This window comes from Thermococcus sp. JCM 11816, from assembly GCF_055396515.1.
In genome coordinates, this window is the sequence record NZ_AP043741.1 from 2,046,596 (window position 1) to 2,059,001 (window position 12,406).

The 12,406-nt window shown below is 50.0% G+C and carries 15 protein-coding genes; 13 read left to right on the top strand and 2 right to left on the bottom strand.

Annotation, left to right across the window (positions count from 1 at the left end; translation table 11 throughout):
- The first annotated feature begins 147 nt into the window (after nt 1-147).
- From ACZ5TN_RS11430 to ACZ5TN_RS11440, 3 genes are read left to right on the top strand one after another with little or no spacing between them, the layout of a single operon-like run.
- Nucleotides 148-783 carry a DUF120 domain-containing protein gene (locus tag ACZ5TN_RS11430; RefSeq protein ID WP_464916767.1) on the top strand — a complete coding sequence of 212 codons (636 nt, stop codon included), beginning with the start codon at nt 148-150 and terminating at the stop codon, nt 781-783.
- Nucleotides 784-831: 48 nt separating this feature from the next.
- Entirely contained in the window at nt 832-1,311 is a 480-nt protein-coding gene (locus ACZ5TN_RS11435) for a hypothetical protein (RefSeq protein WP_464916768.1), read from the top strand.
- Nucleotides 1,312-1,345: 34 nt separating this feature from the next.
- On the top strand, nt 1,346-1,555 hold the full coding sequence (locus ACZ5TN_RS11440) for a PRC-barrel domain-containing protein (RefSeq protein WP_054841391.1): 210 nt from the start codon (nt 1,346-1,348) through the stop codon (nt 1,553-1,555).
- Nucleotides 1,556-1,597: 42 nt separating this feature from the next.
- Here the strand turns inward: ACZ5TN_RS11440 and ACZ5TN_RS11445 are convergent, their stop codons facing one another.
- Nucleotides 1,598-3,061 carry a DHH family phosphoesterase gene (locus ACZ5TN_RS11445; protein ID WP_464917649.1) on the bottom strand — a complete coding sequence of 488 codons (1,464 nt, stop codon included), beginning with the start codon at nt 3,059-3,061 and terminating at the stop codon, nt 1,598-1,600.
- Nucleotides 3,062-3,175: 114 nt separating this feature from the next.
- On the opposite strand from ACZ5TN_RS11445, the gene ACZ5TN_RS11450 reads away from it, so the two are divergent.
- The 4 genes from ACZ5TN_RS11450 to ACZ5TN_RS11465 all read left to right on the top strand — a co-directional run bounded on the left by ACZ5TN_RS11450 (nt 3,176) and on the right by ACZ5TN_RS11465 (nt 6,911).
- Nucleotides 3,176-4,858, top strand: a complete 1,683-nt coding sequence (locus ACZ5TN_RS11450; RefSeq protein ID WP_464917650.1) for a hypothetical protein — start codon at nt 3,176-3,178, stop codon at nt 4,856-4,858.
- A 168-nt stretch (nt 4,859-5,026) separates the two neighbouring features.
- On the top strand, nt 5,027-5,893 hold the full coding sequence (locus ACZ5TN_RS11455) for a DMT family transporter (RefSeq protein ID WP_011250218.1): 867 nt from the start codon (nt 5,027-5,029) through the stop codon (nt 5,891-5,893).
- Nucleotides 5,894-6,152: 259 nt separating this feature from the next.
- Complete coding sequence (locus tag ACZ5TN_RS11460) at nt 6,153-6,731, top strand: CBS domain-containing protein (RefSeq protein WP_011250217.1); 579 nt, start codon at nt 6,153-6,155, stop codon at nt 6,729-6,731.
- A gap of 15 nt (nt 6,732-6,746) precedes the next feature.
- Nucleotides 6,747-6,911 (top strand): hypothetical protein, encoded by a 165-nt coding sequence (locus ACZ5TN_RS11465; RefSeq protein ID WP_048053715.1) that lies wholly within the window; start codon nt 6,747-6,749, stop codon nt 6,909-6,911.
- Between the two features lie 13 nt (nt 6,912-6,924).
- Here the strand turns inward: ACZ5TN_RS11465 and lonB are convergent, their stop codons facing one another.
- Nucleotides 6,925-8,832: an ATP-dependent protease LonB gene (gene lonB / locus ACZ5TN_RS11470; RefSeq protein ID WP_011250215.1), complete on the bottom strand. Its 1,908-nt coding sequence runs from the start codon at nt 8,830-8,832 to the stop codon at nt 6,925-6,927.
- A gap of 123 nt (nt 8,833-8,955) precedes the next feature.
- On the opposite strand from lonB, the gene ACZ5TN_RS11475 reads away from it, so the two are divergent.
- The 6 genes from ACZ5TN_RS11475 to ACZ5TN_RS11500 all read left to right on the top strand — a co-directional run bounded on the left by ACZ5TN_RS11475 (nt 8,956) and on the right by ACZ5TN_RS11500 (nt 12,344).
- On the top strand, nt 8,956-9,744 hold the full coding sequence (locus tag ACZ5TN_RS11475; RefSeq protein WP_011250214.1) for a DUF2666 domain-containing protein: 789 nt from the start codon (nt 8,956-8,958) through the stop codon (nt 9,742-9,744).
- Between the two features lie 70 nt (nt 9,745-9,814).
- Complete coding sequence (locus ACZ5TN_RS11480; protein ID WP_011250213.1) at nt 9,815-10,186, top strand: Mov34/MPN/PAD-1 family protein; 372 nt, start codon at nt 9,815-9,817, stop codon at nt 10,184-10,186.
- A 52-nt stretch (nt 10,187-10,238) separates the two neighbouring features.
- Complete coding sequence (locus ACZ5TN_RS11485; RefSeq protein WP_332370041.1) at nt 10,239-10,631, top strand: ArsR/SmtB family transcription factor; 393 nt, start codon at nt 10,239-10,241, stop codon at nt 10,629-10,631.
- Nucleotides 10,624-10,908, top strand: coding sequence for a MazG nucleotide pyrophosphohydrolase domain-containing protein (locus ACZ5TN_RS11490; RefSeq protein ID WP_011250211.1), 285 nt, complete (start codon nt 10,624-10,626; stop codon nt 10,906-10,908). The genes ACZ5TN_RS11485 and ACZ5TN_RS11490 overlap by 8 nt, the downstream gene beginning before the upstream one ends.
- Before the next feature lie 191 nt (nt 10,909-11,099).
- Nucleotides 11,100-11,549 carry an Lrp/AsnC family transcriptional regulator gene (locus ACZ5TN_RS11495; RefSeq protein WP_048053714.1) on the top strand — a complete coding sequence of 150 codons (450 nt, stop codon included), beginning with the start codon at nt 11,100-11,102 and terminating at the stop codon, nt 11,547-11,549.
- A 75-nt stretch (nt 11,550-11,624) separates the two neighbouring features.
- Complete coding sequence (locus ACZ5TN_RS11500; RefSeq protein WP_464917651.1) at nt 11,625-12,344, top strand: DUF92 domain-containing protein; 720 nt, start codon at nt 11,625-11,627, stop codon at nt 12,342-12,344.
- Nucleotides 12,345-12,406 lie beyond the last annotated feature (62 nt).

Here is a 12,406-nt window from a genome sequence, read left to right on the forward strand (position 1 = left end):
CCAAATCCGCCTTTCTTTTGCTGAATACTATGATGGTCATGTGATCAGAGAAAAAATACATGCTCATGGATAACATCTAACTTTGGAGCTAGGTTGTTACGAAACATTTTAAAACGTAACAACAGAGGTTGTGGCGGTGGCAGAAGAATGAAGAAAATATTGATGCTCATCGAATTATCTGAGAGAAACGCGATAGGACGACCCGTTCGAATTACGATAAGAGAACTTGCTGATGCCCTTAATACGTCCCCCCAGACTGTTCTCCGTCTCCTTGCGGAGCTTGAGGATGAGGGACTGATAGAGCGAAAGACGGAGGGAAGGAGAACATATATTGAGATTCTCCCAAAGGGTCTCGATTTCCTTCAGGAGATATGCGACAAAATATCAAACGCGCTATCAAAAGGAGTGATAGTGGGTGAAGTCGTGTCGGGACTTGGGGAAGGTGCTTATTATGTAAGGCAGTACGAACCCCTTATCGAGGAGTACCTTGGATTTAAGCCGTTTCCAGGCACTTTGAACGTTAAAATTCTGTTTCCTAAGACTGTGCTTGATGCAGTTTGCAATATTAGGCCGGTAATAATCCCTGGCTTCGTCAAAGATGGCCGGACTTTTGGTGATGTTAAGGCGTATCCCGTTATGATAGGTGGGATCAAGGGGGCTATAGTCGTTCCTTCTCGAACCATACATCCCCCCAGGATAGCCGAGATAATTGCACCGGTGAATTTGAGGGAGGCGCTGAAGCTTAAGGACGGGGACAGGGTAAGACTTGAGGTAATCCAATGAACGCAAGGTTGAACGCTGTTCTGGCCTACTCTGGGTTGGGGGGCCTTTTTGGGATTCTTGGTTGTTTTCTTTGGATACGCTGCAAGCAGGGATTACATGGCCTACTCCATACTTCTGGGTGCGGCTGTGGGTGTTGTGCTTGGGATGTACCTCGGGCCAGCGGGATTTAGGGTCGCTCCCGCGGCTTCCTTAATGGGGGTGGTTTTCACTGCCGTGCTCGTACTTTCCTGGGCTTATGGGGGCGGAGTGAAAAGCCTTGACTACATTCTTGCGGTTCTGGCTTTGATGGCTGCCTTTGTGATAAAGCCCTCCGATTTAAACGATGCACTGTTGGGCTTTTCCAATTATGTGGGGGGATTTGCGGTTGTTCTCTTTTTATTCAGGAGTTTTGAGCCTTTTCAGGGGGTCGAGGGCGGCCTCTTCTCGGTGATAAAGAGTAGCGGACGTGTGGCGCTCTTCTTGGTGTTGGGTTCTCTGATGCGATGGGGACTCGAACGGTTTAGGAGAATTCCAAAAGACAACGTTTAAATACGTCCATTGCTAACCTGCCCTGGTGATTGCAATGGTGATGAGGCTTTCAGCAATATACGGCAAGCAGATATATAATACAAAGGGCAACTACGTCGGTTACGTTGATGAGGTTCTAATAGAGATAGACCAGGGCCGCGGCAGGGTGCTGGCACTTGTGCTTCCTGGTGAAAAAGTTGGGGTTCCCTACGACCGCGTTACTGCCATTGGGGATATAATACTCGTAAGGGCAAAAGAGGAGTGATCCTTGGAATCAAATAAATGAAAAGGGTTGTTCTCTCTTCCTTTAGCCTTCCTTTATGTTCAGTGCCTCAAGGAATTTTTCCGTTATAGCTTCCTCTGCGAGCCTAAGGAGAGAGTTCTTGTCTTTGGCCAGCTTGAAAAGCCCGAGCGGAATTCTTGCGCCCCCTGCGCGGGCATGGCCGCCACCGCTGCCGATTTCCCCAAATGCCTCCTTCATGACTTTCCCTATGTTAACGCGGACATCCCGAGTCCTGGCCGACATCTCTATGTAGTCCTCAACTATGCCAAAGACCAGAACTGTTGTTATCCCTTCCAGCCTAAGGAGGAAGTCCGCCGCTTCTGCCAGGGCGTCTCTGTTCTTTATGAAGCCAACGTTGCTGATAACGACGTTCTTGTACATCCTGCGGTTCAGTATTGCCCTCGCGAGTATTTCAGCCGTTTCGGTGCTTATGTCGGGGTGCTCTATTTTATCGAGAATCTCATAATCGACCTTTCCTGCGAGGAACTCGATAGCCTTTAACTCAACCGGACTGAGCTTGGAGAACTTCTTTGTGTCCACGTATATTCCGTAGAATAGGGCGGTAGCTAAAGCCGGAGTCAAAGGATAGTTCATGCCCCTGAGGTACTCTACAAGGATAGAGGATGCCGAGTTTACTTCTGGACGGATATCTGTGAACGCATCTTCGGGCAATAACTCACTCAAATGCTGGAGAACCTGGTGGTGGTCTATCACTATCTTGATTCTCTCAAGGTCGGCTTCTTCGAGAATGGTCAGATTGCCGTTTGGCTGGCAGTCAACGAGGGCAAGGAAAGGCATCCTCTTTATCTCATACGATCCCCGTGAAACTTTGGTGAGTTCAATTCCAAGTAGGTTTATGAAAGCTCTGTTTTCGTGGTGGGTTATCTCACCACCGTGGAAAATCTTTGTTTTAAACCCGAGAGTCTGGGCAATAGCTGCCAGGGCCGTGGCGCTCGCTATTGAATCTGGATCCGGGTTGTCGTGCATTATTATTCCCAGTGTATCGGCGGACTCTCTAAGCTCCCTTAACTTTTTGAGGAGAAGGTTCAGGTTCTTCTTTTCACCAATGCGGTGTATGACAGCCAGGAGGGCATCCCTAATGGCATCCATGGGGGTTATTGCGTAGTCAATGTTTAAATCGGCCTCGAAAGAGGCTTTTAAGTCCTCTTTAAGGCTCTCAATAGTTGTGCCATCGGGTAAAACTGTAACGATTGGGATGTTCTTGCTGTTGCTTCTCACAACATAAACAGTTTTTTTGATGGTTTCGAGATCCATCGTAGTTATCACAAGCAGGTCCGCTTTGTCTATGCCTGCCTTCAGGAGTGTGGCAGTGTATGAGAAGTCTCCGTGGACTACATTTAACCCGCCTTCGCTCAGAGTTTGAGCTCTTAGCTCGTCTTTCTCTATGATAGTAACCTCAAATTCACCGCGGAGTGCCTCTGCTATCAGACGCCCCAGGATGCCCCCTCCAAGTATTAGTATCCTCATCAGCATCACCCTAGTCGGACAATAATGTTTAAATAGTTACCCTGGTACACTATGAAGTGAATTTGCCATTTGGTTCTGTTGGCGAGGCAATATATATAGCTAATGGTGGTGCCCATGGAGCTTCCAACAAAGACTCCCATGGTAGAGAACGCGGTCGTTACCTCTAAAATGGAACTGAGTAATTTAATCCAAGAGGCCCTCTCTCAAGGAAGTGGGGTATTTTTGAAGATATTCTCTAAGGATAGCCGTAACAAATATTACATAACACTCCTGCTTGACAGCAGTAAAGTCCTTGCGGCTGAGGGTATTGTGGTAGATACAAACGAGAGATACAGCGGTGACAAGACAGTCGAGCTATTCAAAGTTCTCCTCGACAAGCCAATGATCGTTGATGTTTATTCGTTAGATGAAATTGAACTAAAGCTTGCCATAGCTGAGAACCTTGAGGCATACTCAGAAACCCCAAAAGTGCCCATCAACGAGCTCTTTGAAGAGGGTGGTGAGGAGCCAAAAGCTGGGATAGTTGAAAAGCCTCAGCCTATAAAGGTGGCCGCTCCTGAAAGAGAACGAACCGCCCCCAAGAAAGCTGAGAAACTCCCAGAGATTGTACCCAAGAAAGCGGAGACAACAATTGGGCCCGAAATTTCCATAAAGCTCGAGGGTGAAAAAATCCCCGAGGAGGCCTTTATGAAATACGCTGAGGCTATACAGAGGGACTCTGAAAAAATCCGCGGTATCAGAATAAAAAAGATTGAATTCACCGGCCATGCAGAGGGAGGGGTTGTTGATCTCAATGTTACCGTATATGGAAGCTCGGAAAGCAAAAACCGCAGGGATATAGAGATTTCGGAGAGAAGGATTTTCCACATAGTGAGCAAGAACGCCCCAATAATATTCAGGGTCTCTGAGTACAAACCCCGTCTCAAGGATATAAGAGTAGTTCTCGACGGTGAAGAAGCCAGACCCAGGGAAATCACTGAAAAGGACAAAAAGAGAACTGACTACATAGATAAGAGCAAGAAAATCCGGCTGTCAGTACTCGAGGATATGTGGCCGTATTTCAGTAACTTTGCCAAGACTGTTATCAGGGAAATTGAAACCTCGGGAATGCTGGTGGAGAGTGCGTACTTCGATATAAAAGGAAGAAGAGAGTTTGAGATAAACCTCTCCATTGCTGTGAAGGGAGAATACGATAAGGACACTGCAGAGAGAGCTGTTAGAGCCGTGCTGGCTCGCCATGCTCGTGAGCTCTCTAAGGCCATAGAGCGCTACATTTCAATTCACACCGTCACTGTTGAGGTGATTCGTCCTGAAGGTGTTGTGCCTACTAAGCCCTCCGTGAAACCAACGTCAGCGAAGGCCTCAGAAATCCTGGCAAAGAAAGAACTCCTTGAGAAAGAAGTGGAAAAGCTTCTCCAGGAGGCAGGAATAGACGAGCTCGCGTTCCTCACCGAAGAAAAGAAAAAGGAAGCGGAACAGACGCTTCTTAAGAGCAGGATTGAGCCGGCGATTGAAACCCTTAAAGCCAGAATTCACGCGGAGCTGAAACTTGTGCCCCGTGCTACCTTTAAGTGGTTAAAGCTCAACCACGAGGTTCAGGGTTCCACTGTGTATGTTGATATAGAGGCCAGCTTCGCAAAGGAAGAAGTTGGAGGTCTCTTCGGTGCATACTCGGGAATCTCGGACGAAAAAATAAAGCAGGATGTTGCAGAGACCATAAACAGGGTTATCAAAGAGGTGTCCAGCGAGTACAGCGTCTCAATCAGGTTGAGGAAGCTCAACATAATCCTCCGCTGACTCATTCCTTTTTTGTTCAGCACTCAAGATCCTCATCATCCCTAAGGTCAGCCTAGCCTGGCTCATCACTTCAAATTGCTCTTCGGGAGGGGCTAATAAAACATCTCTTCTACGAACATCTAAACGCTAAGCCAATAATTTTTTAAGGCGTCTCTTCAAGTGAGCACCATGAACTCATTGATAATTGGAATCCTTGCGGCACTGGTTTCGGCGTTTTCATGGGCGTCAGCGACTATCCTTGTGAGAATGGGCTTAAAAAGGCTGTCTCCTATAAGTGCGAATATTCTGCGGCTCTACGTTGCGGCACTGACCTTCCTGGTAATTTTCCTCGCTACAAACAATATGGGGGTTTTTAGACTTTCCCCAAGGCTTCTTCTAGTGGCGTTCATCTCCGCCCAGTTCGGTTTCGTAATCGGCGATTACTTCTACTTCTCTGCCTTAAAAAGGATGGGAGTGTCGAGGACTGTACCGATTACCTCCACATACCCACTCTGGGCAATACTGTGGGCTGTTCTCTTTTTGGACAGAAAAGTCAGTCCCCAGGTGGTTATCGGGGCCCTGCTTGTTGTAACTGCCATAATAATAGTCAGAAGGGCAGAAGAAGAGGAGCAAGTTGATGGACTCGGTTTTATATACGCCCTGTTGGCACCGATATCCTGGAGTGTGGCAATAACCCTGCTGGACTACCTGAGCTCCGATGTCCCCGTACTCCAACTCGCCGGCATTAGAATGATGTTTGCGGCAATTGGCATCTCAATCCTTCTTCCGAAATACTATGGAGAAATCAGGAGCATTACCATCGGAGAATTTCTAACGATAAGCGGTGCCGCTGTGCTCGGACTTATTCTCGGCCAGTACCTCTTTGTGTACTCCGTCTCAAGCGTTGGTTCCCCGATAGCGGCGCCCGTTTCGGCGATAAACCCGATTATATCATCACTTCTGGCTGTGCTCCTCCTCGGTGAGAAACCCAACAGGAGAATATTCGAGGGGCTTGCCCTTGCGGTTGCGGGCATTATCTTAATCTCCACAGGTTGAGCTATGTTTTTAAACTTCTCTGACTACATTACAACGCCGACAGCGAGGGGACAGTCAGTCTCCTCGCAGGGCTCGGTACAACCGCCTCCGCAAGGTATCGGGTTCCGTGAGCGGAGCGTGCTCACGCCGAGCCCACAGGGCCGGGAGCATCCACCCGCGGGAGCAGTGACCGCGGGCCTCTGTACCCGGCCCACATTTCGATGCCCTTCTCAAGAAAGCCTTATAATACCCACCACCGTCCAATAACTGGTGGTTATTGATGGTGACCATACCCCGGCCCATAGACCCCAGGGAGATCAGGAAAATCCGCAAGGAGCTTGGCATAACACAGGAAGAGCTTGCGAAGAAGGCTGGAGTGACTCAGGCCTACATAGCCAAGCTTGAAGCCGGGAAGGTTGACCCGAGGCTCTCGACCCTCAACCGAATTCTCCAGGCCCTCCTTGAGTGCAAAAAGGCCCAGCCGAAGGCCAGGGATGTCATGTCATCTCCAGTCATATCGGTCAAGCCCTACGATAGCGTGGAGAAGGTTATCAGACTTATGAATGAACACAACATATCCCAGATTCCCGTCATCTCTGGAAACAAGGTCGTTGGTTCAATCACCGAGAGGACGCTCGTGCGCCAGAGCCTTGAGTACGACGACATTTACGGGCACAAGGTTGTGGAAGTCATGGAAGAACCTTTCCCAATCGTTAACGAGGATGAAGACCTTGAGGTTGTCAAGTACCTCCTTGAGGATCACCCTGCAGTTCTTGTTCAGGATAAGGCCGGAAAGATCGTTGGCATAATAACTAGGGTTGATCTGTTCAGACTCGGAAAGACTCTATCTAGGGAGTAATGGAAGGTGTCTGAAGTGGAGAAAAAACAGGCCTATCGCATTCTTCTTGTCATTGTAATTCTTCTGGCAGTTCTCTATACACTGGGAGTCGTCGGCATCCTGCCCTTTGAGGTCAGCGAGGTCGTAACGGTTTTCATGGTAGTTCTCTTCTTCGTTCTAAGGTTCAAGGAAAGAAAATGAAACCCCAAAGAAGTTAGGAAGACCCGTAAAGCGGAAGGGCCTCGCGTATTCTCCTGAGAAGCTCGTCCTTCTCCGGCCCGTCCTGGAGTGCTATTTCCAGCACCTGGTCTATGGTCTCGACCGGGTAGATTTCAATCTTCTCTGCTTTGTCGGGACTCAGGAACACGTCCTTCTCGTTGGCCTTGGGTATTATGACCTTCTTTATGCCCGCCTCTATGGCAGCCTCTATCTTCGGTGTCGCCCCACCTATTGGGAGCACTTCTCCACGGACACTGAGGGAGCCTGTCATCGCAACGTCCTGCCTTATCGGTATGTTTTCGAGGGCCGAGATAACGGCCGTTGCTACACTTATGCTCGCCGAGTCACCTTCGACGCCTTCATAAGTCTGGAGGAACTGGACGTGGATGTCGTACCTGCTGATGTCCTCACCCTTGTAGCGCTTGATTATTGCCGAGACGTTCTGGACAGCTTCCTTTGCTATCTCACCGAGCTTTCCGGTGACTATGATTTTGCCCTCCTCCTTGCTGGCCGCGGGGGCAACGACGGCCTCTATCGGCAGGACTATACCGCTCTGCTCGCCTATAACTGCGAGACCGTTTACCCTGCCTATCTCACCGCCCTCGGTCTTTATGACCTGGTACTCCTTCTTGTTCTCTATGTACCAGTCGGCGAGCTGTTTCTCCAGCGGTTTTGCCATTCTCATTGCCTCAAGGACGTCTTCTCTCTCAACGTACTTCTTGCCCTTTTTGATGGCTATGTCTCCAGCCGCCCTGACTATACCACCGAGATCCCTGAGGCGGAGCGTGAGGTGGCCCTTCCTTCCCGCCCTCTTCTGGGCCTCTCTCACTATCTCCTCAACGGCTTCCCTTGTGAAGTGTGGTATCTTGCCGTCCCTCTTGACTTCCTGAGCGACGAACTGGACGAGCTTTCTCCTGTTCTCAATGGTGTCTGGCATCGTTGTCCTCATGTAGACCTCGTAACCGTAGCCCCTGATACGGGAGCGTAAAGCCGGGTGCATCTTGTCTATGGTGTCCAGGTTTCCGGCGGCAACTAGGATGAAGTCACATGGGACAGGCTCCGTCCTCACCATCGCACCGCTCGACATCTCGCTCTGACCGGTTATTGGGAACTTCTTCTCCTGCATCGCCGTGAGGAGGCTCTGCTGCATTTTGAGTGAGAGCGTTGCTATCTCGTCTATGAACAGGACGCCTTTGTGGGCGCGGTGTATCATGCCCGGCTCAACGCGCTCGTGGGCGGGCGTTCCCAGACCACCGCTCTGGAAGGGGTCGTGCCTGACGTCACCGAGCAGTGCTCCAGCGTGCGCTCCTGTGGCGTCAACGAAGGGAGCCTTCTTCCTTCCACAGTTGTCAACGAGTAACTTTGGCACAAGAACCGTGTTCCTGAAGCGCATGTTGGAGAGCACCATCATGCTGAGGAGCACCACGAACATTCCCATTAGGAGTGTGGTGGCCGTTGGCTCCATGATGATTGCCAGTATCACCGTGAATATGACGAACATGAGGAGGTAGTTCTTGATTCCTTCCTGTTCCTTTGCTTTTCTGCGGTAGTTCTCCACGATACGCCTTCCCTGGCATGCTGGAACAGTCTTTATTTTTGGCATGTTCTCGTCTTCGGGATTCGGAAAGACCAGGATGTCCTCAAGGTTCTCCGTTGGAAGGAGCTCCGCCATTGCTTGGCCGAGCATTGACTTACCAGTTCCAGGCTCGCCTATGAGGAGAACGTGCCTCCTCTGGTTTGCGGCCGTCTTTATGACCTCAACTGCGTGTTCCTGACCGATGACCTGATCGATGAGCTTTTCCGGTACCGGGATTTCTTCGGTGGTCTTGAAATCGATTCCTAGATCAAGACTTTCTCCGTACTCGCGGGGAATCAGCCTCTCCTTGGTGGACTCCTCGTCCATCTTTCTTCCCTCTCTCAGCTCTAGGACTGAGTGGATTGACCCGATTTATAACCTTTTTTGAGGGTATGGGCAGCGCCACAAAAAAGCTAAAAGCCCAACGTCAAAACTCCCTTCGGTGAGAGCATGAGGATAGAGGAGCACGTTGCATTCACAGCAAAGCATAACGACTGGCGGGTCGCCAAGAAGCTCACGGAGCTTGAGGATGAGAACGTTGCCCACTTCCTTGCAGGAATAGCGAACTCTGTGAACTCCAGGATACCCGGCTACATGGGGGAAAAGATAGACATAGATGGCATAAGAAAACTGGCAGAAGAAGTCAGGAAAGACACCCTCAGCGACACAATAGTCGCGCTCAAGTCCCCTGGAACATCGAGGAAACTGGGCGGACTGGTCAGAGAGAACGACAAAAAGCTGAAAAAGCTCTTGGTTGATGCTGCAAAGGCAGTTCTCGTCAGGATGACGCTCGAAGGTGTTGTTCCCATCAACTACCCTGAAGGTGAGCTTACTGGAGTTGAGGTAGAATTTCCGTATGAAGAAGACCACGTGAACTTTACTGCCAAGCACGGAAAGTGGATAGTCGTCAAGAGGCTCATCATAGACGAAAAAACACCCTTACTCGATGTTGCAAGGCTTTTAGCGAGCATCAACGAGACGGTCACCCTAAAGCTTCCCGCGTATGCGCACATAGACGTTGAGGGTATAGAGGGTGAGTTCTCGGCGTTCAAAAAGGTTAAAAAGTCCGACATCCCGAAGGTTGTGGAAGCCTACGAGGCGTTCGAGCCTTCCGCCTACGCCGATGAACCGTTCCTTGAGCACGCGAGGGTCTACGCTCTTCGCGTGGCCCTTGAGAAGATAGGACTTCCTCTGGACGTCCCGTCCAAGAGCCTCGAGAAGTACCTTGAGAAGGCGTGATGACGCCGAGGACACCTGAGCGGTGATGACTCTTCGCTTCGCTGACCTTTTCCCTTTTGAGGTGCCGTCCATGAGAACGATAAAAATCCGCAGGGAGCTTCTGGAATACCTTCTTCAGTTGGCCAGGAGTGCCTATCCTAACGAGTTTGCTGGCTTTTTGAGGGAGAAGGACGGAATTTTTGAGGAGGTTCTGATAGCTCCCAACCAGTATCCCGGCAGAAACTCGGTATTTTTTAACCACTGGATGCTCCCTCTGGACGAGAGCATAAAGGGAACCGTTCACTCCCATCCCTCTCCAGCATTCTGGCCCTCTGAGGCCGATCTGAGGTTCTTTTCAAAGTTCGGGGGAGTCCACCTGATAATTCCCTGGCCCTTTACCGAGGACGATGTGAGGGCATACACATCCTCGGGGGAGGAGGTCCTTATTGAGATCATTGATTGAATATTTCATGTGAAAAAGATTTATTTAGGGATTCGTCGGATTTTCCTCGGTGATGAACATGAAGGTAAGGGACATAGTGGAGAAACTCCCCGAAAGGCCCAAAAAGAGCGTCTTCAAGTGCTACGAGAAATGCGGACTTCCCGAGATGGAAGCGGAGCTTGAGCCTGAAGTTGATAGAGAAATCATTGAGTTCTTAAAGGCCCTGTCCAACCCGATAAGGCTCAAGATTCTGAAGCTCACCCGCGACAACTGGCTCTGTGTGTGCCTGCTCTCTGAAGTCCTCGGTGAGGACCAGACCCTCATAAGCCACCACCTCCGCACCCTGAAGACGCTCGACCTTGTGAAGGAGCGCAGAGAAGGTAGGATGCGCTTCTATAAGGCCAACACAGAGAGGATTGAAGAGCTCTTGAAGAAAGTTGAAGGGGTGCTCGTTGGGTATGAATGAACTTCAGAGGAAGGTCGATGAGCTGATCCAGAGGCAGGGGGGCTACTGGCCCCCTTTCCAGATGCTCGCGGCGCTGGTGGAGGAGGTCGGTGAACTCGCCGATGCCATGCTTGCTTTTGAGGGCATTAAGGGACATGGGGGGAAAGAGAAACTTGAAGAGGAGCTCGGCGACGTTCTCTACGCCCTCCTATGTATAGCCAACCACTATGGAATTGACGCCTTCCAGGCCCTTGACAGTACCGTGCTTAAATACCGAAAGAGAGATTTGCGAAGCTGATGGTTTTATTTTTATTATCGTATTTCTGTAGTAAGCTCCCGCAATTATAACACTTTTGAACGTTTAATGCTGCAATAACCGCGATTTTTGGCGACCCATCAATAACTGGATTATGCCGAAGTACATCCAAAAACGAAACATTTTTATATGCATTTGTAAACAACTCAAACAAACGTTAGGGGGTGGCTGTGATGGCGGATAAAATAAATCCCGTTGACCTTCGCATCCTTAAGCTTCTCTCAAAGAACGCTCGCCTCACATACAAGGAGCTCGCCGAGCTTCTCGGCACGACAAGGCAGAGAATCTCCCGCAGGATGAACCGCCTTGAGCAGAGCGGTGTAATTTTAAAGTACACCGTGATACCCGATTATGATGCTCTCGGTTACGTTCACGTTGTCCTCGGTATTACTCTGAAGCCCGGTGCAAATGTCAAGGATGCCATAGAGGCCCTTAAGGAAGACGAACACGTCAAGGTGATCCAGCGTGCACTTGGCTCCCACAACCTTGTGATCCACGTAATTGGGCCCAAGGACATGAGGGAGCTTGAAAGGATAATCTCTGAGATATCCAAGAAAGTTCCCGCGATAGACCACATGGACGTAACGTTCATCACTGAGACAATCAAATTTGAGACCCTCTAGTCTCTGTTCTCCTTCTATTTTCAAAATGGGGAAAAAGTAATAAACCTTCTTCAGAGCACTACCAAGATGACGGTGATGACTTTGAACATCATTGCTGATATAATCACGGTGCTCCTCCTTGGGGTCCTGGCATATCGCTCCCGAGCCTTAGATGCCAAGGGCTCGATAGCCGCGGCCCTTTTGGGCTTAGGTGTTCTTGTGCTTGGTGGAACGTGGACGTTTCTGGCACTTTTGACCTTCCTTATCCTCGGGGTTCTGGCCACAAAGTATCGGTATGGAGAAAAAGTTAAGAAAGGCCTCGCCCAGTCAAACAACGGCACAAGAAGCATCGGCAACGTTCTCGGAAACGGTCTGGCTGTGCTAATATTTCTCCTGGTGGAAGCTGCTGTTAAGGAGGATATCTTCTGGGCGGCAACTTTTGCCTCAATAGCCACGGTGAACGGAGATACTCTCGCGAGCGAGCTTGGAAAAGTCCTCGGTAGGAAGCCTAGGTTAATAACCAACTTGAAACCCGTTAATCCCGGAACGAATGGTGCCGTATCAGTCCAGGGTGAGGTTATAGCCCTCATCGGTGCTTTGATGATAGCCCCCTTCGCTCTCCCGCTGACCACTCATACCTGGAAAATGTTACTCGCAGTCACAATTGGCGGTTTCGTTGGCGTGAATCTGGACAGTCTCATTGGAGCGACCCTTGAGGAGAAGGGAATCACTGACAACAACTCCACTAACTTTCTGGCAAGCCTTCTTGGCGGTCTAATCGGTGCTGCTCTCTTCTACGCTCTTGAGATGGTATGAGACTCCGGCGGATGATGACTACGGCGGATTCCCGAGCGGTGAGGACGACCTTAGGGCCTGAC